The organism is Phenylobacterium sp. (assembly GCF_031425575.1).
Taxonomy (GTDB): domain Bacteria; phylum Pseudomonadota; class Alphaproteobacteria; order Caulobacterales; family Caulobacteraceae; genus Phenylobacterium.
The window spans coordinates 1-23,331 of the sequence record NZ_JANPJP010000360.1; the positions used below are offsets into that span (position 1 = coordinate 1).

A 23,331-nucleotide genomic window follows, 5' to 3' on the forward strand; every position below is an offset into this window, starting at 1 on the left:
GCCGACGAGGAGCGCCTGCCCTTCGCCTTCGGGTCGCTGGACCTGGTGGTCTCGACGCTCGCCCTGCACTGGACCAATGACGTGGTGGGCGCCCTGATCCAGATCCGCCGGGCCCTGAAGCCGGACGGCCTGTTCATCGGCTCGATGTTCGGCGGGGCGACCCTGACCGAGCTTAGGGCCTCCCTGTTGTCGGCGGAGATCGAGCTGACCGGCGGCGCCGCCAGCCGCATCTCCCCCTTCGCCGACGCCTACGATGCCGCAGGACTTCTCCAGCGATCCGGCTTCGCCTTGCCCGTCGCCGACGTGGACCGGGTGACGGTCCGCTACGCCCACCCCATCAAGCTGCTGGCCGACCTGCGGGCCATGGGGGAGACCAGCGTGCTGGCAGATCGCCATCCCAAGGCCTTGACCAAGACCGTGCTGGCCCGGGCCATGGAGCTCTATGTCGAGCGGTTCGCCGAGCCGGACGGCCGGGTCCCCGCCACCTTCGAGATCCTGACGCTGACCGGCTGGACCCCGGACGCCAGCCAGCAGCAGCCCCTGAAGCCCGGCAGCGCCAAGATGCGGCTGGCCGACGCCCTGGGGACGATCGAACAGCCGCTGCCGAGGGATGAGGACTAAACTTTAGGCGCCAGGTGAAGTTGTTCCGGCGACCCCTAAAACTGGTTCGGTCACCTAACGACTTTCAGGCCGCGATCGCCTCGTCAGCCTCGGCCCAGGCGAAGTCCGGGTAGAAGCGGGCCATCATCCGGGCGGTGTAGCAGACCAGGCGCGGGAACCGCTCGGCCCGGCGGCGCAGGGGCGAGTCGAAGAAGGGCGTCAGGATCCCGGCCAGGGTCGCGAAGACGAAGGCGTCGACGCTGGTGGGCTAATCCCCCATCATGAAGGCCTTGTCAGCGAGCAGGGCGTCCAAGGCCATCAGGGAGCGAGCGGCGAGCGCCAGGATCTCGGCCTCGGAATGACGGCCGACGCCGACGGCGCGGATATTGGCCGAGACCGCCTCCAGCAGCTGCGCCTTCAGCACCGGCCGCGCGGTTTCCGGCGCGGTGTCGAACCAGTGGGCCGGACCCTTCTCGAAGTTCTCCGGCAGCAGGAAGCGGAAGTAGCCGGAGGTCCAGGCCAGGTGGTTCTCGCACATCCGCTCGATGGCCCAGGCCTGGGCGCGCTCCACCGTGGTCAGCCCCGCGTCCAGATCCACCCCGTAGCGCGCCTCGATGTGGCCGCGGATAAAGGTGGAGTCGGCGATCTTCTCGCTGGCGTCCTCGATGTAGGGCAGCTGGCCTTTCGGCGAGTCCTCGCGCCAGCCCTGGACCTTCACATAGGGCACGCCGGCCATCCGCAGGTGGATCTCGCTCTTGGTCACATAGGGACTGACTTCCGGCAGGCCGAAGCCTTCGCCACAGGCGTAGAGGGTGATCAGCTTGGTCATTCGCGTTTCTCCGGTTGCGTTGGCCCCGGTTCTATTGCCATCCTGCTGCCAGCGTAGTGGCGGCAACAGTGGAGCTTTGGTCCGATGAGACGCGCCGACCGCCTGTTCCAGATCATCCAGATCCTGCGCCGCTCGCGCCGGCCGGTGACCGCCGATGCGTTGGCCGAGGAGCTGGAGACCTCCAAGCGCACGGTCTATCGCGACGTCGCCGACCTGATGGCCCAGCGGGTGCCGGTGCGGGGCGAGGCGGGCATCGGCTATGTGCTGGACCAGGGCTATGACCTGCCGCCCCTGATGCTGACCCCCGACGAGATCGAGGCCGCCGTGCTGGGCGCCCAGTGGGTGGCCAGCCGGGGGGACGCGGCGCTCGCCATCGCCGCCCAGGACCTGATCGCCAAGATCAGCGCCGCCATTCCCGAACGTCTGCGTCCCTATATCGACGCGCCCTCCCTGGGCGCCGCCAGGTCGTGGAAGCTTCAGCCCGACGCCATCGACATGGCCCAGGTCCGCGCCCAGATCCATGCGGGCCGCAAGATCGCCATCCACTACAAGGACGAGCAGGGGCGCGACAGCCAGCGCACCATCTGGCCAGTGACCATCGGCTATCACGACACCGTCCGGATGCTGATGGCCTGGTGCGAGATGCGCCAGGACTTCCGCTCCTTCCGCGCTGACCGGGTGACCGGCGCCGAGTTCCTGGAGGACCGCTATCCCGAACGCCCCGCGGTCCTTAGGGCCAAGTGGCGCAGGGTGATGGAGGAGCGGCGCTGCGAGGAGATCGAGACGTTCAAGGCGCGGGACGCGGCGGGCGAGCGGCCATAGCCTGCGACCGCCGCTGCTGATCCAGCGCCACCACCACATCGGCCCGACCCGGCATCTCGGCCAGGATGTGGCGAGTGAGGCGTTCGTAGTGGGCGATGAAGTCGGCGACCTGCGCATGGGTCATGGCGCGTTTCAGGTCGCCGCCTTCGCGAGTCAGGCGAGCGCGCAGCTTGGCCTCCTGCTCCTGGCGCCAGGCCAGGACGACGTCGAAGCTGGGCGCCTTCAGCAGGACCAGCAGATCGATGCGGGCGAAGAGGTCCTGATAGGGGCCGGCCAGGGCGTCATTGACGAAGGTCCGCCAGCGGCCGTCGGGGTCACGGTCGCGCTCCAGGGCGTTGATGGGCGCCGAGACATCGGCCTGCGGAACCGCGCCGACGCACCAGCCCTCCAACAGGATCACGTCCACCGGCCCGGCGACAGGCGCGCCCTGGGGCCGTCGGTCGTCGGCCGCCTTGTCGAAGGCGGGCAGCAGGGTCTCGCCGGGGCTGGCCAGGCCATCGAGCACCGCCAGGCCCAGGGCCACATCATGGGTTCCCGGCACGCCGCGCGTGGCCAGCAGAGGATGGACCCCGCGCGCCAGATCCCGGCGCTGGGCCCGGGTCAGATAGAGGTCGTCCAGCGAGAGGGAGGCCACCTTGAGACCCCTGTCCTCCAGCATCCGCCGCAGGACGGCGGTCAGGGTGGACTTGCCGCTGGCCTGACTCCCGCAAAGGCCCACCACGAAACCCGGCTTGCGGGGTTCGGCGACGATGCGGGCGGCGAGCGGCGCGCAGACCGCCAGAGCGCTCCGGGCGAAGTCCGCGGGCAAGCCCTCGGCGGCGATGAAGTCGGAAAGCCAAGCGTCCATGGGACCAGCCTAGATCAGGCCGGGCCGACATGTCCCCAATCCGCTCCTCCCAGCGACCCTACGGGTCGCCTGGGTGAGCGGTGGTGGTTAGATGGCCGCCTCGATGGCGGTCGCGGCCTTGTTCATCAGGTCGAACAGCACGGTCTGGAAGGCGCCGATGGCGGCCACCACCGCCATGCCCAGGACGCCGGCCAGGATCGCGTACTCGATCATGGTGGCGCCGCGCTCGTCCCGCAGGAACCGGATCAGATGAGATCGCGCAGCCACGCCACCAGCGGCGCATCGGCCGGCGGCATCGGATAGTCGCCGAGTCTTGAGGGTTTCACCCATGCCAGCGCCGCGTGCTCCCTGGCCGTGATCACGCCATCCCATCGACGGCACAGGTAGAGTGGCATCATGAGGTGAAAGGAATCGTAACTGTGGCTGGCGAAGACGAAGGGGGCCAGGCAGGCCTGGGTCACGCTGATACCCAGCTCCTCCTCCAGCTCGCGGATCAGGCACGCTTCCGGGGTCTCGCCGGGCTCGAGCTTGCCGCCGGGAAACTCCCAGAGGCCGGCGAGCGACTTGCCCTCCGGCCGCTGGGCGATCAGCACGCGGCCGTCTGAGTCGATCAGGGCGGCGGCGGCGACAAGCACCATGGGTTTGGGATCGGCCATGGCGCCTGCATCGCGGGGATGAATTGGAATTGCAAGTCAGCGCAGGCCGCCGAAGTCGATCAGGTTGCCGTCGGGGTCGCGGACCGCGAAACCTTGGGAGCCCCAGGGCCGCTTGCGGAAGTCCTGGTAGAAGCTGGCGCCGGCGGCCTTGAACTCGAGATAGAGGGCCTTGGGGTTTTCAACGCTGATCGCGGCGCCCATCAGGCCTTGGCGTTCGCGCACGTCCGGCGCGAAGACCGGCTCGCCGACATAGCGGAGGTTGATGCGGGCGCCGTCGCGCAGGACCATGCCGTAGAAGGGCGGGTCGCCGTAGAGATAGGCCACCTTGAACCCCAGCACCGTCTCGAAGAAGGCGACGGTGGCCGTGACATCGGAGACAAACAGGGTCGGCTCGCTGATCCCCAGGACCGGGCGAGGCATGGCCCAGCGGGTGGTGTCCTCGGCGGGCTCTGCGCCGCTCTTCAAGGCCGCCCAAGTCTCCGACCCGTTGTCGCGGGCGATGATCTCCTGGGCCTCGGCGAGGGTGAACCTGGCCGCCAGGATCTGGGTGTCGGTCATCTGAGCGTAGCGTGGCAGGGCCAGACGGATCTTCTCGCAGACGGTCGGGTCGCCGTCGCGATGCCAGCGGACCAGTTGCTTGGCGTGTTTCTTCAGGGTGTCGAGGTGGAGCATGGGCGCGTTCCTGCGATTGGGGTTCGTAGGCGGGCCATGCCCTTTCGGCCGTCATGGCCGATGCGCCCTACAGGAACGGGCCGATGCTGTGGCGGGACCGAATTTCTGTCAAGCAGTGGCGCCGGGCGGCGAGGCGGGTAGTCTAGACCCAAGGCCCCCTGAGAGGCCCGGGAGACGCGTGTGATCGACCTCTACTACGCCGCCACGCCCAACGGCTGGAAGATCAGCATCATGCTGGAGGAGTGCGGCCTGCCCTATGCCGTGCATCCGGTGAACCTGGGCCGTGGCGAGCAGTTTGCGCCGGACTTTCTGAGGCTCAGCCCCAACAACCGCATCCCGGCCATCGTCGACAAGGACCCGGCGGACGGCGGGGCGCCCATCCCGATCTTCGAGACCGGCGCCATCCTGGTCTATCTGGCCGAGAAGGCCGGCGCCTTCCTGCCCGCCGACGTGCGGGGGCGGTCTGCCGTGATGCAGTGGCTGATGTGGCAGGTCGGCGGGCTGGGGCCGATGCTAGGCCAGAACGGCCACTTCAAGCTCTATGCGCCGGAGAAGATCGCCTACGCCATCGACCGCTATGAGCGCGAGGCCGCGCGCCTGTACGGCGTGCTGGACGGCCAGCTGGGACGGACCGGCGCCTATGTGGCCGGCGACGACTATTCCATCGCCGACATGGCCTGCTTCCCCTGGCTGATCACCCATAAGGCGCAGGGCTTCACCCTGGACGACTATCCGAACATCAAGCGCTGGTTCGCCACCGTGCGGGCGCGGCCCGGCGTGGTGGCGGGCACCGGCGTGGGCCGGATGGCGCGGCCCGGCGAGATGGACGCGCAGACCAAGCAAAACCTCTTTGGGATCGCCGCCACATGATCGAGTGCTTCTTCGACTGCTCCAGTCCCTGGACCTATCTGGCATTCCACAACCTGCGGCCGATGGCGGAGGAGCTGGGGGTGGAGATCGACTGGCGGCCGATCCTGGTGGGGGGCATCTTCAACACCGTGAACCCCTCGGTCTATGAGCAGCGGGCGACCCCGGTGCCGGCCAAGGCGCGCTACATGAAGAAGGACCTGGAGGACTGGGCGCGGCACTCCGGCGTCAGGATCGCCTTCCCGCCCAAGGTCTTCCCGGTGAACAGCGTGAAAGCCATGCGCGGCTGCATCTGGCTGGCGCCACAAGGCAAGCTCGTCGCCTTCGCCGACGCGGTCTTCAAGGCCTATTGGAGCGAGAACCAGGACATTTCGCAGGATGAGGTGCTGGCGGCGGTCTGCGAGGGCGTTGGGGTCGATCCCGCCGCCTTCCTGGTCGGGATCGCCGAGCCAGCGGTCAAGGAACAGCTACGGCTGAACACCGAGGAGGTGGTGGCCCGGGGCGGGTTCGGCTCCCCGACCATCTTCGTGAACCGCACCGACATGTACTTCGGCAACGACCGCCTGCCCCTGATCGCCGACGCGGTCGCGGCGCTCAAGGACCACAAAGTATGAGCCGCGAGACCATCCTTGAGCCCGACCTGCCGATCATCGATCCGCACCACCACCTGTGGGACCGGCCCGCGGCCCTGATGGCCGCCCTGCCCCCGCCCAAGCACGGCTTCGAGCATGTGACCCGGCGCGTGCCACGCTATCTGTTCCCCGAGCTGCTGGCCGACATGAGCTGCGGCCACAACGTCAAGGCCACCGTCTACATGGAGTGCGGCTCCATGTACCGGCGAAGCGCGTCGGAGGCGATGCGGCCGGTGGGGGAGACCGAGTTCGTCAACGGCGTCGCAGCCATGTCGGCCAGCGGGCTCTATGGCGATGTCCTGGCCTGCGCCGGTATCGTCGGCCACGCCAACTGTAACCTCGGGGGCGCGGTGCGCGAGGTTCTGGAGGCCCATATCGCCGTCGGCGGCGGACGGTTCCGGGGCATCCGCCAGAGCGCGTCGTCTGATCCCGACAAGGATGTCCTGGGGCCGCTGGCCCGGCAGGAGGGCGGCCTCTACATGTCGGCCAAGTTCCGCGAAGGCTTTGCTGAGCTAGCGCCGCTGGGACTGTCCTTCGACGCCTGGATGCTGGAGCCGCAGCTTCCCGACCTGATCGACCTGGCCCGCGCCTTCCCCGACACCCAGATCATCCTCGACCACGTCGGCACCCCACTCGGCATCGCCAGCTACGCCGGCAAGCGGGAAGAACGGTTCCCGATCTGGAAGGCGAACATCCTGCAGCTGGCCGAACTGCCCAATGTGGCGGTGAAGCTGGGGGGCCTGGCCATGGTGTTCCCCGGCTTTTCCTCCTTCATGTCCGACCCGCCGACCTCGTCGGGGGCCCTGGCCGCGGAGTGGAAGCCCTATATCGAGACCTGCATCGAGGCCTTCGGGCCCGAGCGCGGCATGTTCGAGAGCAACTTCCCGGTCGACATCGGCAGCTGCGACTACGACGTGCTGTGGAACGCCTTCAAGGTGCTGACCAAGGGCGCCTCGGCGGCGGAGAAGACGTCGCTGTTCTCCGGCACGGCCACCAAGATCTACCGGCTCGACCTGTGAGGGACCTGCTGTTTCAGGGTGCGGTGCGCACCTGGGTTCATCCGGAAACCGTGTCCGTCGGGCGCCTGCCGGCACGCGCCACCATCACGCCCTACGGCGATGCGGAGAGTGCGCGGGCGCGCGGCCCCTCCCCCTTCGTCCGCTCCCTGAACGGCGACTGGAAGTTCATCCTGTCAGACCGCCCCGAGGCGATCCCGGCCGACTTCGCCACGCGCGACTTCGACGACGCCGCCTGGAGCGCCCTGCCCGTGCCGTCCAACTGGACGATGCACGGCCACGACAAGCCGCACTACACCAACGTCCAGATGCCCTTCGCCTTGGCCGCGCCCAATGTGCCCGACGAGAACCCGACGGGGCTGTACCGCACCACCTTCGAAGTCCCGGCCGACTGGGTCGGGCGGCGCATCGTGCTGCGGATCGGGGCGGCCGAGAGCGTGCTCTATGTCTGGGTGAACGGCCAGGCGGTCGGCATGGGCAAGGACAGCCGCCTGCCGCAGGACTTCGATGTCACCGCCTTCGTGACGCCGGGCGCGAGCAACCTGCTGGCCTGCGCCGTGGTGAAGTGGTCGGACGCCAGCTACATCGAGGATCAGGACCAGTGGTGGATGGGTGGCATCCATCGCGACGTGGAGCTGATCGCCTCGGCGCCCACCCACATCGCCGACGTCTTCGCCCGCGCCGGGCTGGAGGACGACTACGCCACAGGCACGCTCAGCATGACCGTCAAGCTGGGCTTCCCCGGCGAGCCTGACAACGGCTGGGAGGTGGAGGCGCAGCTCTATGACGGCGACGTGCCCGTCCTCGACGCGCCCCTGCGCAAGAAGGTCTGGTCGGCGGTGAAGGGCCACAGCCCCTACCGCCCGGCCCTGGGCCAGGTGACCCTGGAGAGCGTCGTGCCCGCGCCGCGCCTGTGGTCGTCGGAGACACCCAACCTCTACACCTTGGTGGTCACCCTGCACCGGGGCGACGGGTCAGCGGTGGAAGCCACCTCCGTCCGAGTCGGCTTCCGCCGCGTGGAGCTGGGCGACCGCGAGCTGCTGATCAACGGCAAGCCGGTGATGATCGCCGGCATGAACCGCCACGAGCATCATCCCACGCGGGGCAAGGCCATCACGCGGGCGGACATGCTGGCCGACGTGCTGCTGATGAAGGCGTTCAACGTCAACGCGGTGCGCACCAGCCACTATCCCAACCACGAGGCCTGGTACGAGCTCTGCGACGAGTACGGCCTCTATCTGGTGGACGAGGCCGACATCGAGAGCCACGACTTCCTGCACGGCCTCTGCCGCGATCCCCGCTACGCCAGCCAGTTCCTGGAGCGCAGCCTGCGGATGGTGGAGCGGGACAAGAACCATCCCAGCATCATCCTTTGGTCGCTAGGCAACGAGAGCGGCTACGGCCCCAACCACGACGCCATGGCCGGCTGGATCCGCCAGTACGACCCCTCGCGGCCCCTGCACTATGAGGGCGCGATCTGGGGCTGGGACCCGAGCGCCGCCCTGCAGCACATCGCGGCCCTGGGCGGCTTCAAGGCCGGTGGTGCGCCGGGGGCGATGGCCAGCGACATCGTCTGCCCGATGTATCCGCCCATCGAGAACATCGTGGCCTGGGCCCAGGCCGACGATCCGGCCGACCGGCGGCCGATGATCCTGTGCGAATATTCCCACGCCATGGGCAATTCCAACGGCTCGCTCAGCGACTATTGGGAGGCCTTCGAGACCCACCGTGGCCTGCAGGGCGGCTTCATCTGGGAGTGGGTCGACCACGGCATCGCCCAGGTGACGGCCGACGGGCGGCCATTCATGGCCTATGGCGGCGACTTCGGCGACACGCCCAATGACCTCAACTTCTGCTGCGACGGCATTGTCGGCGCCGACCGGATTCCGCACCCGGCCCTGTGGGAGTTCAAGACCCTGGCCCAGCCGGTGGGTGTCGCCTGGGACGGCGAGCGGCTGGCGGTGACCAACAAGCGCGACTTCACGACGCTCGAGGACCTGACCGGGAGTTGGGCGCTGGAGATCGACGGGCGGGTGGTGGCCGACGGATCGCTGCCAAGGCTTCCGACCGCGCCTGGGGCGACGGAGAGCGTGGCGCTCAACCTGACGAGGCCCGAGATCGAGGCCGGCCAGGAAGCCTTCTTGATGGTGCGGTTCGCAACTGCCGAGGCGACCCGCTGGGCGCCGGCGGGGCTCGAGGTCGCCTGGGCTCAGCTGCCCGTCAACCTGCCGGTGAAGGATAGCGCCCCGCCGGAGCGCCTGACCGGCACCCTAGTGCTGATCCAGACTGAGGAGACGGTGCGGGTCGGGGGCGAGGGGTTTGAACTCATCTTCTCCAAGAGCTCCGGGACCCTCGAGCGCTACCTGTGGCGCAACCATGCCCTGGTGCTGGCGGGGCCGCGTCTGCAGGTCTGGCGCGGCGCCACCGATAACGACGGGATCAAGGGCTGGACCAACCAGGACGCCAAGCCCCTGGGCAAGTGGCTGGCGGCGGGGCTGGACGCCCTGGTCCCCGGGCCGGCGCAGATCGAGGTCGCCGAGACGACGGGCAGTGTCGTGGTGACCATCATCCAGGCCTGGACCAGCGCCCACCTCGCCGAGGCGATCACCCATCGCCAGGACTACCGGATCACGCCAGACGGGCGGGTGGCGGTCAGCAACCGCTTCGAGGTGGCGGCCGAACTGCCGGACCTGCCGCGCCTGGGGATCACGCTCGCCCTGCCCGAGGGCTTCGAGCGTCTGACCTGGTTCGGGCGTGGGCCTGGGGACACCTATGTAGACCGCAAGGCCGCCGGCTGGATCGGGCGGTTCGAGAGCACGGTCAGCGCGCAATACGTGCCCTATGTCCTGCCGCAGGAGCACGGCAACAGGACTGACCTGCGCTGGATGGCGGTCGAGGGGGCCGACGCCGGCCTGGTGTTTGTAGGGACCTGCGAGGGGTCGGCCAGCCACTTCGCGCCGGAGGACCTGTTCGCCGCCAAGCACACGACCGACCTGGCGCCGAGGCCTGAGACCCTGGTCAATCTGGATGTCCGCCAGCGGGGCCTGGGCACGGCGAGCTGCGGGCCCGACACCCTGGACCGCTACAAGATCGGCGCGGGGGTGCACGTCCTGACCTACGAGATGCGGCCCTATGCGGCGGGGGACGACCCGGGCGTGGTGGCGCGGGGCTGATCTCTCCGCGCCCGCTTGCGGGACAGGAGAACAGGTCGCTCGGCGCCGCACCTGCGAAGGAGCTTGGCCTTATTCGGTTGACTTTGGGGACTTCGCGGCGCATATCAGCCCCGCGCTGCAGCAATTCGCGGCGCTATGGCGCTCCAGCCGCGTGATGGGATTTACGAAGGTCCCAGCCTGTCGAGCGCCGAAAGAGATCGCATAGATCGCCCCGCCACGCGGGGGCTTTCCACAAATGACCCCGCGCTCAGCGACCCTGGCCCTCCGGCCAGCGGCCGCATTCGGCGCATATGTGAAAGATACTTACGTTTTGACCAAGTTCACCGACTTCGGCCTCGCCCAACCCTTGCTGAAGGCCCTGGCCGACGAAGGCTACACCACCCCCACCCCGATCCAGACCCAGGCCATTCCCGGCGTGATGAGCGGCAAGGACCTGCTGGGCATCGCCCAGACCGGCACCGGCAAGACCGCCGCCTTCGCCCTGCCGATTCTGCATCGCCTGGCCGCCGACCGTAAGCCCGCGCCGCGCCGCGGCTGCCGCGTCCTGGTGCTCTCCCCCACCCGCGAACTCGCCACCCAGATCGGCGAGAGCTTCAAGGCCTATGGCAAGCACCTGGGCGTCTCCGTCGCCGTCGTGTTCGGCGGCGTGAAGTACGGCGGCCAGATGCGTGCGCTCGCCGGCGGCGTCGACGTGCTGGTGGCAACGCCTGGCCGCCTGATCGACCACCTGGGCGAGAAGACCATCACGCTTGGCGGCGTGGAGATCTTCGTCCTCGACGAGGCCGACCAGATGCTGGACATGGGCTTCATCCTGCCCATCCGCCGGATCGTGAAGTACCTGCCCAAGGAGCGGCAGAACCTGTTCTTCTCCGCCACCATGCCCACCGAGATCGGCAAGCTGGCCGGCGAACTGCTCAACCCCAACCCGCTGAAGGTCTCGGTCACCCCGCAGGCCACCACCGTGGAACGGGTCGACCAGAAGGTGATCTTCGTGGAGACGGCCCGCAAGCGCGCCCTGCTCTGCGAACTGTTCGCCGAAAAGAACTTCAAGCGAGTCATCGTCTTCACCCGCACCAAGCGCGGCGCCGACCGGGTGGCCAAGTCCCTGGAAGCCGCCGGCGTCGAAGCCGCGGCCATCCATGGCGACAAGAGCCAGGGCCAGCGGGAACGCGCTCTGGCCGCCTTCAAGGCCGGTGAGGTCCGCGCCCTGGTGGCCACCGACATCGCCGCCCGCGGCATCGACGTCGATGCCGTCAGCCACGTCGTGCAGTACGAACTGCCCAACGTGCCGGAGAGCTACGTCCACCGCATCGGCCGTACGGCTCGCGCCGGGGCCGGCGGTTCGGCCGTGGCCTTCTGCGCCGACGACGAACGTAACCTGCTGCGCGACATCCAGAAGGTCACGCGCCAGAACATCCCCACCGAGGAACGCCGCGGCGATCGCGCCCTGATGGTCATGACGCAAGCCATGCCTGAAGTGGCCGCCGAGCGGGCCGAGGCCGGCCGCAAGAACCACGGCGGCGACCGCAACGGCGCCGGCGGCGCCCGCAAGCCGCAGAACCGCAGCGACCTGCCGGGCGGCCTGCGCGCGCAGCGCAACCGTCCCGCCAAGGGTCACGGCGGCGGTAACGGCGGTGATCGCCACCCCCACGGCGCCCGCACGGGCGGCGAGCGCGCGTCGACCACCCCCATCAGCCAGGCGGGCTTCAAGGGCCCCAAGCGCGAAGGCGCCGCCGCGGCCCCGGCCAAGCGCTGGAGCCCCATCGATTAGTCGATGGCCTGACAGTTTGAGTTAGATCGAGCGCCTCGCCCTACCGGGCGGGGCGCTTTTTCATTGGGGCGGATTGTGCTTCTCGACGAAGGCCACTGTTCTGGCGAGCATGAGCTGGCGGGTCGCCTCCCGCGACAGCCAGTGATCCTCACCTGGCATGTTGACCATTTCCACGTTCTTGCCGGCCTGCTTCAGGGCCTTCTCCATCGCCAGGCTCTGCTCTTGGGGCACAACCGTATCGTCGCGCCCATGAAGCAGCAGGATCGGAGCATCGGCTCTGCCTGCGAGGCGGGCGGGTGAGATCTGATCCAGGTCCTGCCCCTCGGACGCCCCGCTTAGTTCCTTCCAGAAGCGAGCGGACCGCTGGTCCAGGCCGGTACGACTGCGGACCCAAATTATGAATTTGCGCATATCCGTAGGTCCAGCGACCGAGGCCGCGCAGCGGTAGAGTCCCTGCTGAACCGTAACGCCGGCGAGGGCCGCGTAGCCGCCATAACTGGCGCCGACGATGCAGGCCCGCTTCGGATCGACGATCCCCTCGGCGGCCAGCGCCGCGACCCCGTCGGAGATGTCGGTCTGCATCTTGCGGCCGAACTCGCCGTAGGCGGCGCGGCGGAAGGGCTCGCCCTAGCCGACCGTGCCGCGGTAGTTGGGCTGGAACACCGCATAGCCCCTTGAGGCGAAGGCCTGAGCCCACCAGTCAAAGCCCGCCTTGTCCCCTGGGACGAGGGGTCCGCCGTGCGGCAGAACCACCAGGGGCAGGCCCTTGGCCTCCCGCCCCGGCGGCAGGGTGAGAACCCCGTCCATGGCCAGGCCGTCGGCGGCCTTATAGCTCACCATCCGCATGGGTCCGACATCGGCGGCCTTCACCTCGGGGTGCGCATAGCCGATGGGCACGGCGGACTTCTTGGCGATGTCCACCAGCCAGTAGGTGCCGGAGTCTTGCTGCCCGTCGGTGAGCATGACCATCCGATTGAAGCCCGAATCGAAACCCACAAGGGTGGTGCGCTCGCCGGGGAAGGCCTTGCGCGCGGCATCGACGCGGCGCTGCTTGGCTGGATCGAATAGCCGAACCTGATCAGGGCCGATCAATCCGATCAGCAGGCGAGTGTCCGGGTCTACGAGGGATTCAACGTCGTCGACGTTGGTCATCAGAATTTCGCCATCCGCCGAGCCGCCGGGCCGGATTTCCCGCGCGATCTGTCCGGCGGCCGTGCGCTCGGCCAGGAGAAGGGATCCCGGTGTGCGCCCCTCGCCTATCAGCATCGTTTCACTGCCGGGGTTGGTCTGGGTGAGCAGGGGCGGCGCCCCGGCTTGCGGCCCTCGAAGGGTGAAGGTCCTGCCCCGGATGTCATAGATTGAGGTCCCGACGACTGTCCCGGACGAACTGACGACCCAGCGCCGCTTTCCCGGCCCGAGAGGCGCCGCCAGCTGCGCTGCGCCGGTGTCGAGATCGATGCGATAAAGATTGGGATGCAACAGCCCGTCACTGCTTGTGACGCGGGTCTTCTCGAAGGGAATCCCGCCGACGAAGGCGAACCACTTGCCATCGATCTTGGCCGTGCCGTACCAGCCAAAGATCGCATCGATATAGGTGTTCGACTTGCCGAAGAACTTGTAGTTGGCGCCCTTGGGCAGGGCCAGGTGCACGATGCCCATCCACTCTTGCTTTGGCATCCCCATGACCGGCACTCCGACGGTTCCAGAGATGCCGACCATCAGATGGTCGTCCCCGCCCCAGGCGAGTGACCGAACCTTGCTCTGGCCAACAGGCGCCACCAGCTCGGGTTGCCCGTCAGCCCGGCGGACGAAGACCTTTCGCTCTTCCCCATCGCGGGCCACCAGAGCAAAGCGGGCGCCCGACGGCGACAGGGAGACGAGGTCGATGGCCGGCAGGCGACCATAAGCCTCCAGCGGCGGCGCAGCATGCGCCGGCGACACCATCGCCAAGGCAAGCACCAGACAAGCCAGGAACCGCATGAACGCCCCACTCCCCATTGCCCGGCTCAGCGGCCGCGCACCCCGGGAGGAGTATTCACCAACCCCGACGGAGTCTCAACCTGGCGTGGAGCTGTCGCGGCTAGAACCGCGTCGAGAGCGCGAAGAACGGCCGCCAGGTCTTCTTGCGGCGGTCGTAGGGGGTGCGGGTCAGGGGGCGGGCGGCTTCGACCGTCAGGGTGGCGCGGTCACCGACGCGGGCGCGGACGCCGAGGCCCGTGGAGACCAGGTCCGCGTCGGCGCCTGAGCGCTCGAGGTTCCAGACCTTGCCCGCGTCGAGGAAGCCGTAGCCCTGAAGAAAGCTGAAGGGACCACGCTTGGGGCTGAAGCCGGCGCGCAGCTCGGCCGACGCCGCGACGCCCTGGTCGCCACCGATTTCGGCGTAGTTGTAGCCCCGTCCATAGGGGGCGCCGCCGACGACGAACTCCTCCGACGACAGAAGGCGGTGCGGCGACCACTGGCCGTCTGCCGTGAGGAAGAGCCCCGCCCAGGGGCCGAGGTCGCGATAGTGCGAGCCGTGGAGGTTGACCTTCACGAACTGGCGTGAGGCGTCGGCGCGCGACAGGCCCTCGTTGGGCTTGACGCCGGGCTGGCCCCGTTGGCCCGCCGAGACCTGGGCGAAGAGGTTGCTGGACTCTCCGGGAACGGTCACGTCGGCGTTGAGGGCCCCACGCAGCACGACCACGTTGTCGGCATAGCCGCCGGTGTCGGTCCAGTCCTGCTCGATGTGCCGCGCCTGGAGGGTGGTCTGGGTCCAGGCGTTGACCCGGCGGTCGCGCTTCAGCGGCGTCAGATAGCTGACGCTCGCCGACAGGCTCTCGCTGCCCACGTCGGTGGACATGGTGTTGGCGCCGTCGCGGGCCTTGGCCATGCCGATTGTGCCGCGCACCCGCGCGCCGTCGCCCAGGGGGGCGGAATAGCTCACTTCGCCATAGGTGAAGGCCCGCGGATCGTTGGGCACGGCGAGCACCGCCAGGGCCAACTGGTCGCCAGGGCGGATGGCGGAGTTCTTGGCCACGCGGCCATAGGCCTGCCAGGGCCCGCTGGTCTTCGGGCCCCGGTTGTCCACATAGGTGCTCAGGGCCAGGGGCTTCAGGCTGGCGACGGCCACCAGGCGGTGGCGGGCCGGATCGTCCAGCACCGGTTCCAGCTGGGTCTTGATCTGCACGCCCGGCTCATCGCCGGCCAGGCTCAGGCGGCGTTCCAGCTCGGCGAGGCGCAGGGGGCGGAGGTCTGACAGGCCCTTGAGATAGGGGGAAGCAGCGGGCGCGCCGACCCCGGTCAAGGCCACATCGCTGATGTAGCCCTCATAGATGCGGATGCGCGCGACGCCCGCGCCCGGAGCCTGCGGCGGCACGACGGCGCGGGACAGGAAGTAGCCGTCGGCGCGGTACCGGTCGGTGATCGCCGTGGCGATGTCGACCAGGTCGGCGGTGCTTACCTCGCGGGTGAGATAGGCTTGGTAGAGGGCCGCCAACTCGCCGGGCCTATAGACCGTGAGGCCTTCCAGGGTGACCGCGTTGAGCTGGAAGCAGCCGCTGTCAGGGTGGCCGCACGCGGCCTCCGAGGGCGCTTCATCCTGTGGCCAGGCGAAAACCGGCAGCGAGAAAAACATGACCGCGGCGACAAGCATGGCGACGCGGACGGGCCAGTCCGCCGTGCGCCACGCCTCTGCTCCAGCCCACGTCACGCCTTGCGCACCTTCGAACCACGACCTCCGTTGGTGAACCAACATGGTGAACGAGATCCTAACGATTCGGTATTTTTTCTCGCCTTAGCAAAGGCTTAGCCACAGCAAGGTTATTTGTGACGCGAGCGACAATTTTTCGGTCCACAGATTGGGGTCACCCATGCGCCGCACCGCCCTGTTTTTCGCCTGTTCGGTTCTCGCGTTCGCCGCCGGTTCGGCCCAAGCCGCCGCCTGGCGGCTGGTGGAGGTCAACGGCACCGTGCGGATCACCGTCCCCGGGGCGGAAGCCGCCCCGGCGCGACTGAATCAGACGGTGCCCACGGGTTCCAGCATCACCACCACGCTCGGCGCCCGCGCGGCCCTGGACAATGGGTTGCAGCAGATTGTCGTCGGCCCCAACAGCCGCATGACCGTGGCGCCGGACGCCGGCGGCTTCACCCGGGTGATGCAGGACCTGGGCGCGGTGATGTTCAAGGTGGACAAGCAGAAGTCTCCGCACTTCCGCGTCGATACCCCCCTGCTGGCCGCCATCGTGAAGGGGACCACCTTCACCGTGGTTGTCGGGCCGCTGTCGGACGCGGTGAATGTCGCCGAAGGCCTGGTGGAGGTCCGCTCCAACGGCTCGGATATCGGCAGTGACGTCGGAGCGGGGTCGAGCGGGGCGGTCTCGCGGGACGCGCCGCAGTCGGTGCAGGTCACCGGAACCGTGACCCCCACGGCCGGCGAGCCTGAGGCCGTGAAGATCGAACCCCTGGACTACAAGACGGTGTCCGGCGGGCTGGTGGACTCCGGCGGACCGACGATGATCTCCAGCGAGGCGGGCGCGATCGCCTCGGGCAATGGCGCCGCCAGCGCCTCTATGGGGGCAGAGAGCGTCGGGCCGGCGGCCCTCCCCATTGAGGTCGCCCGGAACGATCGCCAGCTTGAAGCCTCCAACCCCGGAAGCGGGAATGGTCCGGAAGCCGGGGGTGGCCTGGCCCTGACCGGCGGTGCGGGCGGAAACGGTATTGGCAATGGCGGTCGCCCGCCCGAGAACCCGGGCGCCAACGGCGCTGGCGATGGGAACAATGGCAACGGCGGCGGCGCGACCGGAAACACCGGCTCCAACGGCAATGGCGGCGGCAACAACGGAAACGGCAATGGGAACGGCGGCGCGGCCGCCGAGACCGGAAACGTCGGCTCCAACGGCAATGGTGGTGGAAACAACGGCAACGGGAACGGCGGCGCGGCCGCCGAGACCGGAAACGCCGGCTCCAACGGCAATGGTGGTGGAAACAACGGCAACGGGAACGGCGGCGCGGCCGCTGAGACCGGAAACACCGGATCCAACGGCAATGGCGGCGGAAACAACGCCAATGGCAACGGAAACGGCGGCGCCTCGACCGAGACCGGAAACGCCGGCTCCGGCGGTAATGGTGGCGGAAACAACGGCAACGGAAACGGCGGCTCCGACGGCTTGGTGACAGGCTTGATCAACACCGTTGGCGGGGTGACTGAAGGCGTGACCGGCAATGGCAAGGGTCGCGTTCCGAAGTGAGCCGACTGGGCCATCTGATCGACCGACTGCGGTCGCAGGTCGGCTTGGCCGCTGCGGCGCTCGGCGTCGCGTTGGCCATGCTGAGCGGCGCCCTCAGCCCCGTTGAGGATGGCCTAGCCGCCCTGCGGTTCCACGCCCTGCAGCGCGCACCCAGCCACCAGATCACCGTCGTCGAGATTGATGTCCCGAGTCTTCGGGCGGCCGGACGCTGGCCGTGGGGCCGGGACCGTTTCGCTACCGCCATCGGCAACCTGCAGGCCGCCGGCGCCAAGGTGGTGGCCTTCGATGTCGACTTCAGCGCCAACTCGACCGCCACCACCGACAAGGCCCTGGCCGACGCCGTCGCCGCGCGGCCGGGCTCGGTCATCCTGCCGACCTTCGTCCAGCCCGTGCGGCGCGCGGACGGCCGCACCAGCCTCGTGGAGACCTCGCCGCTGCGCGGTCTCTCGACGGAAGCCCTGCTGGCAAGCGTGAACATCCCCATCGACCCCGATGGACGCGTGCGCCGCTACACCTACGGCTTCGGCGCGGACGAGACCTATCGCCCCTCGATGGGCGCATCCCTGGCGCAAACCCCCCAGCAGCGGCGCGACACCTTCCTGATCGACTATGCCGCGCGGGTCGGCGAGATCGATCACCTCAGCTTCGAGGATGTCTACCGCAACCGGTTCGACGCAAGTCTGGTGCGGGGACGGTCCATCCTGATCGGGGCCACAGCCCTGGAGCTTGGCGATGAATTCGCAACCCCTCAGGCCGGCACGGTGAACGGGGTCTATCTGCACGCGCTGGCTTTCGAGAACCTGACCAGCGGCAGGGCTCTCATGACTCCGCCGGCCTGGATGACCTTCGCCCTGGCCTGCCTGCTGATATTCTTCCTGCGCGCCAACCGCGAGACCGCCCGGGGGTCGTTGTCACGCCGCCACGTGGCGGTCGGGGTCGGTTTGCTGACCCTGCCCATCCTGCTGCAGAATCTGGCCCCCGTGAGCCTATCGGTGGCGCCGCTCGTGGCCGCCCAGCTGGCGTGCCTGCTGTGGGCGACGCAGGCCGAGCTCGCCCGCCGCGCCCGCTCGATCATCGAAGAGCGTGAGGCGGGCCTGCTGCACCAGGCGCTGCACGAGCCGGAGACCGGCCTGCCCAACCGCCGCGCCTTGCTGGCTGACGTCGTCTCGCGGATGCAGGGCGCCCCGGAGGGCGTCCTGGCGGTCGTCGCCATCGGCATCGACCGCTATCCCACCATGCGTGGGGCGGTTGGCTACAGCCTCTCCAACCTGGTGGTCCGTGGCGTCGCCGCCCGGCTCCAGGCGGTGTGTGGCGACAGCCAGGTCGCCCACCTTTCGACCTCGGTGCTGGGGCTGGTGCTGCACCGCGCCGACACCCACACCCTGCTGGCCGACCTCAAGAGACTGGAGACCCTGGACCCGGGCCATGAAGTGGAGGGCCACCCGGTCGACGCCTTCATCAAGCTCGGCGTGTCGCACCGCACCGCCACCGAGGACGACCCAGAACGGCTGCTGGAGAACGCCGCACTGGCCCTGGACGAGGCCCGGCGGCTGAACCGCCGCCTGGTGACCTTCGAGGCCGAGACCTACGCCGATCCCTCGCTCAACCTGGCCCTGATGACCGAGATGCGCCGCGGCCTGCACGCCGGCGAATTCAACCTGCACTACCAGCCGAAGCTCACCCTGACAGATGGCGCGGTGCATAGCGTCGAGGCCCTTGTGCGCTGGAGGCACCCGGTGCGCGGGCCAATCCCGCCCGACAGCTTCATCGGTATCGCCGAGGAGACGGGCGCGATCCGTGAACTCACCGAATGGACCCTGGACCGCGCCCTGCGCGACCGGGCCGCCCTTAAGGCCGGGGGTCAGAACGTGATCATCTCGGTGAACATCTCCGGGCGGCTGCTGGCCGACCGGAGCTTCTGCGACCATGTCCGGGAGAAGGTCGCGGGCCGCGACCATGGCCTGTGCTTGGAGATCACCGAGACCGCGGTCATCGAGAACCCCACAGCCGCCACAGCCTCCATCGCTGCTTTCCGCGCGGCGGGCCTGAAGGTCTCCATCGACGACTATGGCGTCGGACTGTCGTCATTGTCCTACCTGAAGATGCTCGACGCCGACGAACTCAAGATCGACAAGTCGCTGGTGGCGGCTGTGGCTGAGAGCCAGCGCGACCGGCTGATCCTGAAATCCACCATCGACCTGGCCCATAGCCTGGGCATGAGCGTCGTGGCCGAAGGGGTCGAGACCCCGGACGTGCAGGCCGCGCTCACCCTGTTGGGCTGCGACGTCATCCAGGGCTACCTGATCTGCCGCCCCGTCGCGCTCGCCGACCTCACCGAGTTCCTGGCGGGCTGGGGCGAAGCGCCCCGGTTCGCGGCGGCAGGCTAGCTTCTGTAGTCGCCGTTGATGGCGACGTACTGCTTGGTGAGGTCGCAGGTCCAGACGCTCGCCGCGCCCCGTCCGACGCCAACGTCGACACTGACCTCCAACTCCTGGTTCTTCATGTAGGCGCTCATCTTGTCCTCGTCATAGGTGGGCGAGACGAGGCCGTCCTGAGCGGCGATGAGGGGCCCGAACTGGATCTTCACACGGTCGCGATCGATCGGCTCGTCGGCGCGGCCGATGGCCATGGCGATGCGGCCCCAGTTGGCGTCCTCGCCGGCGAAGGCGGTCTTGACCAGGGGACTCTCGGCGATGGTGCGGGCGATCTTGCGGGCCGAGGCCGGGCTTTCGGCGCCGGTGACGTTGATCTTCACGAACTTGCTGGCGCCCTCACCGTCGCGGACCAGTTGCAGGGCCAGGTCCAGCAGCACCGACTCCAGCTTGACCCGGAAGTCGGCCAGGCGCTTGTCGCCGGCGCGGCTGATATTGGGCGCCGAGGACTGCCCGGTGGCGAACAGCAGAAGGGTGTCGTTGGTGGAACGGTCACCGTCCACGGTGACGCAGTTGAAGGTGGTGCGCGTGTAGAGACTGGCCAGCGTCTGCAGAGCCGTGGGAGAGATGGCGGCGTCGGTGGCCACGAAGGCCAGCATGGTGGCCATGTCGGGCGCGATCATGCCCGAGCCCTTGCAGATGCCGGCGATCCTGACCTTCTCGCCGTCGATCATCGCCTCGGCATAGGCGCCCTTGGCGAAGGTGTCGGTGGTCATGATGGCCCGCGCGGCGCCGGCCCAGTTATCGTCGGTGAGCCTGGCCTCGATGTCGGGCAGGCGCTGGGTGATCTTGGCGTCATCCAGCAGCACGCCGATCACCCCGGTGGAGGCCACCATCACGTCGCGCTGGCGGCAGTCGAAGCGCTTGGCCACCGCCGAGGCCACCCGGCGCACCGCGTCGGCGCCCGGCTTGCCGGTGAAGGAGTTGGCGCAGCCGGCGTTGACCACCAGGGCCCGCGCATCGGCGCCCTTGGACATCTCCAGATGCTTCTTGCACCAGTCCACCGGCGCCGAGCCGATGCCGTGACGGGTGAAGACGCCCGCAGCGGACGTGCCCTTGGAGAACCGCATCACCAGCAGGTCCTCGCGCTCGTGCTTGTAGAAGCCGGCCCGGCTGGTGGCGATCTGCACGCCGGCGATGGCCGGGATCTTCGGAAACGGCACGGCCAGGGGCGAGACCGGCAGGACGCCCTTGGCGGGCGCCGGAGTGGCCGGGGGCGCGTCGGCCTGGGGCTGCTTGTCGGCGCGCTTCAAGGCCGCCCGGGCGCGTTCGATGGTCTGGCCCATCACCTCCACCGGCTTGGAGGCGACCTCAAGGGCGATGGCGGCGGGCGTCTTGCCCGCGGCCTTGGGAGTGGCGGCCGGCTTGGCGGGCGATGACTCGCCGGCAGGCTTCTTGGCGGGCGGACGGGTCATGGCTTGGCCGCCTTGGCTTCGGGTGGGGCGGGGCTTTTGGCGGCGGGGGTGGCGGGGACAGGCTTGGCGCCGGCCGCGGGCGGGGTCGCTGGGACCGCCGCGGCGCCCGGCGTTCCGGGCGGGGCGGTGGCCGGCTCCTTGGGCTGGCCGGGCACGTCCTGGGGCGGCCGGATCAGGGTCTGGATCTTGGAGCGGGCGCGCAGCTTCTCCAGCAGATCGCGAACCTGATCATAGGTCAGGAAGCGCACGATCTGCGGCCGGGCGGCTTCCAGGGTGATGGGCTGCTCCAGGCGGCGGTCCTCGACCTTCACCAGGGCCCAGCCGCCGTCCACCTCGAAGGGTCCGACGATCTGGCCGGCCTTGGCCACCTTGAGGTTGGCGTCATAGGCCTCGGGCATGACGTCGGTGGTGAAGTAGCCGAGGTCGCCGCCGTTAAAGCGGGTCGCCGCATCGGTGGAGCGTTCCATGGCCAGGGCCTCGAAGGAGGCGCCGGTGGCCAGCAGCTTCTTGACCGCGTCGGCCTCGGCCAGGCTGGCCAGGACGATCTGGCGGGCCTTGAGCTCTTCGGACTGTTTGGCGAGCTTCAGCTGCTCCTGATAGAGGCCGCGGATGGCGTTCTCGTTGACGGCGTCGGAGACGGTGCTCTCCACCAGCATGTCGCCCAGGATTCGCTCGCGGGCGGCGGCCAGGCGGCGCTGGGCGGCGGGGTCCTTGTCCAGCTTGCGCTTCAGCGCCTCGCTGGCCAGCAGCTTCTGATCCACAACCTCATCCATCACCCGGCGGAACAGGTCGGAGGAAACGTCCAGGGGCTCTCCCTCGCCGATGAGGCCTTGGGCCACCGCCTCGCGCTTGACGTCGGAGGCCCACACCGTGCGGCCGTCCACCTTGGCCACCGCGGCGTCGCCGGGCTCGGGCGGATGTTCCGCGCCAGGGCCCTTCCCGCAGGAAGCGAGCATCAGGGTCGCCGCCAGCACGACAATCATCGTGCGGACCGGGTGCGAAATGCGGGTGAAACTTCCCAACGCCATCGACCGTACCTCGAAGTCGAAAATCGCCCGAAGGCAGTGCCCGTCCCTAGCCATTTACGCCACGGGATGCAAAGGTTGCCGCCGATCTAACCTGCGCGGCCCCAAACATTCCGGCCGACGTGGTCCATTTTCCGGGAGGATATATTTCATGACGCGTGAAGCCGTAATCGTTTCCTATGCCCGCACGGGCCTCGCCAAGTCGGGTCGCGGGGGCTTCAACATGACCCCGACCATGACCATGGGCGCCCACGCCGTGAAGCACGCGGTGGCCAAGTCCGGCCTCGACGCCTCGGCGATCGAAGACTGCGTCATCGGCAACGTGGCCCACGGCGCCGGCAACCTCGGCCGCCAGGTGGCCCTGCTGGCCGGCATGCCCATCACCACCTCCGGCGTGACCGTAAACCGCTTCTGCTCCTCGGGGCTGAACACCATCGCGACGGCCGCCAACTACGTGCGCAACGACGGCGCCGATGCGGTCGTGGCCGGCGGCGTTGAGAGCCTGTCCTTCCCCGGCGGCGGCGGTTCGCGTGAGAACAACGACCCCGCCCTGTTCCAACAGTATCCCGGCGTCTTCATGCCGATGATCGACACCGCCGACATCGTGGCCGAGCGCTACAAGGTCAGCCGCGAAGCCCAGGACGAGTACAGCCTGGAATCCCAGCGCCGCATGGCCGCCGCCCAGCAGGCCGGCAAGTTCAAGGACGAGATCGTCGCCCTGAAGACCAAGATGAAGGTCGTCAACAAGGAGACGAAGGAAGAGTCCATCGTCGACTTCGTGGTCGATAAGGACGAGTGCAACCGTCCCGACACCACCCTGGAAGGCCTGGCCAAGCTGAAGCCGGTCCGTGAAGGCGACAACAAGTTCATCACCGCCGGCAACGCCAGCCAGCTGTCGGACGGCGCCGCCGCCGTGGTCATCATGGACTCCAAGGCCGCCGAAAAGGCCGGCCTGTCGCCCATGGGCGCCTTCAAGGGTTGGGCCGTGGCCGGCTGCGAGCCTGACGAAATGGGCATCGGCCCGGTCTTTGCGATCCCGCGCCTGCTGGAACGCCACGGCCTGAAGATCGACGACATCGACCTGTGGGAACTGAACGAGGCCTTCGCCTCCCAGTGCCTCTATTCCCGCGATAAGCTCGGCATCGATCCTGAGAAGTACAACGTCAACGGCGGCTCCATCGCCATCGGCCACCCCTATGGCATGACCGGCGCCCGTCTCGCCGGCCACGTCCTGCAGGAAGGCAAGCGCCGGAACGCCAAGTGGGCCGTCGTGTCCATGTGCATCGGCGGCGGCATGGGCGCCGCTGGCTTGTTCTAAGTCTACTGACTTCGAAAAACCCGTCCGCGGC

Annotated in this window: 19 protein-coding genes and 2 pseudogenes; 10 read left to right on the top strand and 11 right to left on the bottom strand. The window is 68.6% G+C overall.

Translation table 11 applies throughout. The annotated features are described in order from the left end of the window. Window positions 1-621: methyltransferase domain-containing protein (locus tag RMO97_RS20205; protein ID WP_310542803.1), on the top strand; the 621-nt coding region annotated here is incomplete at its 5' end. Window positions 622-685: 64 nt separating this feature from the next. Here RMO97_RS20205 and RMO97_RS20210 read toward each other — a convergent pair. Both RMO97_RS20210 and RMO97_RS20215 read right to left on the bottom strand, forming a co-directional pair. Further along, window positions 686-856 (bottom strand): annotated as a pseudogene (locus RMO97_RS20210) (glutathione S-transferase C-terminal domain-containing protein); the annotation flags it as partial. Window positions 857-868: 12 nt separating this feature from the next. Beyond that, complete coding sequence (locus RMO97_RS20215; protein ID WP_310542804.1) at window positions 869-1,429, bottom strand: Tom37 metaxin N-terminal-like domain-containing protein; 561 nt, start codon at window positions 1,427-1,429, stop codon at window positions 869-871. A gap of 84 nt (window positions 1,430-1,513) precedes the next feature. On the opposite strand from RMO97_RS20215, the gene RMO97_RS20220 reads away from it, so the two are divergent. After that, on the top strand, window positions 1,514-2,251 hold the full coding sequence (locus RMO97_RS20220) for a YafY family protein (protein WP_310542805.1): 738 nt from the start codon (window positions 1,514-1,516) through the stop codon (window positions 2,249-2,251). Here the strand turns inward: RMO97_RS20220 and RMO97_RS20225 are convergent. The 4 genes from RMO97_RS20225 to RMO97_RS20240 all read right to left on the bottom strand — a co-directional run bounded on the left by RMO97_RS20225 (window position 2,217) and on the right by RMO97_RS20240 (window position 4,426). After that, entirely contained in the window at window positions 2,217-3,098 is an 882-nt protein-coding gene (locus RMO97_RS20225; protein ID WP_310542806.1) for a kinase, read from the bottom strand. The genes RMO97_RS20220 and RMO97_RS20225 overlap by 35 nt on opposite strands. Window positions 3,099-3,185: 87 nt before the next feature. Next, window positions 3,186-3,428, bottom strand: a complete 243-nt coding sequence (locus tag RMO97_RS20230) for a Flp family type IVb pilin (RefSeq protein ID WP_310542807.1) — start codon at window positions 3,426-3,428, stop codon at window positions 3,186-3,188. Continuing rightward, on the bottom strand, window positions 3,344-3,754 hold the full coding sequence (mutT, locus tag RMO97_RS20235) for an 8-oxo-dGTP diphosphatase MutT (protein ID WP_310542808.1): 411 nt from the start codon (window positions 3,752-3,754) through the stop codon (window positions 3,344-3,346). Before mutT ends, RMO97_RS20230 begins: the two co-directional genes overlap by 85 nt. Before the next feature lie 36 nt (window positions 3,755-3,790). Then, a complete protein-coding gene (locus RMO97_RS20240) occupies window positions 3,791-4,426 on the bottom strand; it encodes a VOC family protein (protein ID WP_310542809.1) in 636 nt (211 codons plus the stop codon). 180 nt (window positions 4,427-4,606) lie between these two features. On the opposite strand from RMO97_RS20240, the gene RMO97_RS20245 reads away from it, so the two are divergent. From RMO97_RS20245 to RMO97_RS20265, 5 genes are all read left to right on the top strand, one after another. Then, on the top strand, window positions 4,607-5,296 hold the full coding sequence (locus RMO97_RS20245) for a glutathione binding-like protein (RefSeq protein ID WP_310542810.1): 690 nt from the start codon (window positions 4,607-4,609) through the stop codon (window positions 5,294-5,296). Then, window positions 5,293-5,907: a 2-hydroxychromene-2-carboxylate isomerase gene (locus RMO97_RS20250; RefSeq protein ID WP_310542811.1), complete on the top strand. Its 615-nt coding sequence runs from the start codon at window positions 5,293-5,295 to the stop codon at window positions 5,905-5,907. The genes RMO97_RS20245 and RMO97_RS20250 overlap by 4 nt, the downstream gene beginning before the upstream one ends. Continuing rightward, window positions 5,904-6,944, top strand: a complete 1,041-nt coding sequence (locus tag RMO97_RS20255) for an amidohydrolase family protein (RefSeq protein ID WP_310542812.1) — start codon at window positions 5,904-5,906, stop codon at window positions 6,942-6,944. Before RMO97_RS20250 ends, RMO97_RS20255 begins: the two co-directional genes overlap by 4 nt. Before the next feature lie 50 nt (window positions 6,945-6,994). Beyond that, the gene (locus tag RMO97_RS20260; protein ID WP_310542813.1) at window positions 6,995-10,114 is read left to right on the top strand and encodes a glycoside hydrolase family 2 TIM barrel-domain containing protein; all 3,120 of its coding nucleotides are present in this window, start codon (window positions 6,995-6,997) and stop codon (window positions 10,112-10,114) included. A 310-nt stretch (window positions 10,115-10,424) separates the two neighbouring features. Further along, complete coding sequence (locus RMO97_RS20265; RefSeq protein WP_310542814.1) at window positions 10,425-11,885, top strand: DEAD/DEAH box helicase; 1,461 nt, start codon at window positions 10,425-10,427, stop codon at window positions 11,883-11,885. Between the two features lie 60 nt (window positions 11,886-11,945). Here the strand turns inward: RMO97_RS20265 and RMO97_RS20270 are convergent. The 3 genes and pseudogenes from RMO97_RS20270 to RMO97_RS20280 all read right to left on the bottom strand — a co-directional run. Then, a pseudogene (locus tag RMO97_RS20270) lies at window positions 11,946-12,500 on the bottom strand (alpha/beta hydrolase family protein); the annotation flags it as partial. Window positions 12,501-12,512: 12 nt separating this feature from the next. Further along, entirely contained in the window at window positions 12,513-13,865 is a 1,353-nt protein-coding gene (locus RMO97_RS20275) for an LpqB family beta-propeller domain-containing protein (protein WP_310542815.1), read from the bottom strand. A gap of 100 nt (window positions 13,866-13,965) precedes the next feature. Continuing rightward, window positions 13,966-15,498 (bottom strand): POTRA domain-containing protein, encoded by a 1,533-nt coding sequence (locus RMO97_RS20280; RefSeq protein WP_310542816.1) that lies wholly within the window; start codon window positions 15,496-15,498, stop codon window positions 13,966-13,968. Window positions 15,499-15,733: 235 nt separating this feature from the next. On the opposite strand from RMO97_RS20280, the gene RMO97_RS20285 reads away from it, so the two are divergent. Then, window positions 15,734-17,110, top strand: a complete 1,377-nt coding sequence (locus RMO97_RS20285) for a FecR domain-containing protein (protein ID WP_310542817.1) — start codon at window positions 15,734-15,736, stop codon at window positions 17,108-17,110. Next, window positions 17,107-19,497 (top strand): EAL domain-containing protein, encoded by a 2,391-nt coding sequence (locus RMO97_RS20290; protein WP_310542818.1) that lies wholly within the window; start codon window positions 17,107-17,109, stop codon window positions 19,495-19,497. Before RMO97_RS20285 ends, RMO97_RS20290 begins: the two co-directional genes overlap by 4 nt. Here the strand turns inward: RMO97_RS20290 and argJ are convergent. Next, complete coding sequence (argJ, locus tag RMO97_RS20295) at window positions 19,494-20,957, bottom strand: bifunctional glutamate N-acetyltransferase/amino-acid acetyltransferase ArgJ (protein WP_310542819.1); 1,464 nt, start codon at window positions 20,955-20,957, stop codon at window positions 19,494-19,496. The two genes, RMO97_RS20290 and argJ, sit on opposite strands and share 4 nt — an antisense overlap. Next, a complete protein-coding gene (locus tag RMO97_RS20300; RefSeq protein WP_310542820.1) occupies window positions 20,954-21,985 on the bottom strand; it encodes a peptidylprolyl isomerase in 1,032 nt (343 codons plus the stop codon). Before RMO97_RS20300 ends, argJ begins: the two co-directional genes overlap by 4 nt. Window positions 21,986-22,133: 148 nt before the next feature. Between RMO97_RS20300 and RMO97_RS20305 the strand changes: the two genes are divergently transcribed. After that, on the top strand, window positions 22,134-23,300 hold the full coding sequence (locus RMO97_RS20305) for an acetyl-CoA C-acyltransferase (protein ID WP_310542821.1): 1,167 nt from the start codon (window positions 22,134-22,136) through the stop codon (window positions 23,298-23,300). Window positions 23,301-23,331: the final 31 nt, after the last annotated feature.

Bases quoted from the DNA above. Each gene is read 5' to 3' on its own strand.
- RMO97_RS20285 (WP_310542817.1), top strand. From the start codon at position 15,734: ATGCGCCGCACCGCCCTGTTTTTCGCCTGTTCGGTTCTCGCGTTCGCC.
- RMO97_RS20215 (WP_310542804.1), bottom strand. From the start codon at position 1,429: ATGACCAAGCTGATCACCCTCTACGCCTGTGGCGAAGGCTTCGGCCTG.
- RMO97_RS20305 (WP_310542821.1), top strand. From the start codon at position 22,134: ATGACGCGTGAAGCCGTAATCGTTTCCTATGCCCGCACGGGCCTCGCC.
- argJ (WP_310542819.1), bottom strand. From the start codon at position 20,957: ATGACCCGTCCGCCCGCCAAGAAGCCTGCCGGCGAGTCATCGCCCGCC.
- RMO97_RS20250 (WP_310542811.1), top strand. From the start codon at position 5,293: ATGATCGAGTGCTTCTTCGACTGCTCCAGTCCCTGGACCTATCTGGCA.
- RMO97_RS20230 (WP_310542807.1), bottom strand. From the start codon at position 3,428: ATGGGTGAAACCCTCAAGACTCGGCGACTATCCGATGCCGCCGGCCGA.
- RMO97_RS20280 (WP_310542816.1), bottom strand. From the start codon at position 15,498: ATGTTTTTCTCGCTGCCGGTTTTCGCCTGGCCACAGGATGAAGCGCCC.
- mutT (WP_310542808.1), bottom strand. From the start codon at position 3,754: ATGGCCGATCCCAAACCCATGGTGCTTGTCGCCGCCGCCGCCCTGATC.
- RMO97_RS20225 (WP_310542806.1), bottom strand. From the start codon at position 3,098: ATGGACGCTTGGCTTTCCGACTTCATCGCCGCCGAGGGCTTGCCCGCG.
- RMO97_RS20275 (WP_310542815.1), bottom strand. From the start codon at position 13,865: ATGCGGTTCCTGGCTTGTCTGGTGCTTGCCTTGGCGATGGTGTCGCCG.
- RMO97_RS20240 (WP_310542809.1), bottom strand. From the start codon at position 4,426: ATGCTCCACCTCGACACCCTGAAGAAACACGCCAAGCAACTGGTCCGC.
- RMO97_RS20220 (WP_310542805.1), top strand. From the start codon at position 1,514: ATGAGACGCGCCGACCGCCTGTTCCAGATCATCCAGATCCTGCGCCGC.
- RMO97_RS20255 (WP_310542812.1), top strand. From the start codon at position 5,904: ATGAGCCGCGAGACCATCCTTGAGCCCGACCTGCCGATCATCGATCCG.
- RMO97_RS20300 (WP_310542820.1), bottom strand. From the start codon at position 21,985: ATGGCGTTGGGAAGTTTCACCCGCATTTCGCACCCGGTCCGCACGATG.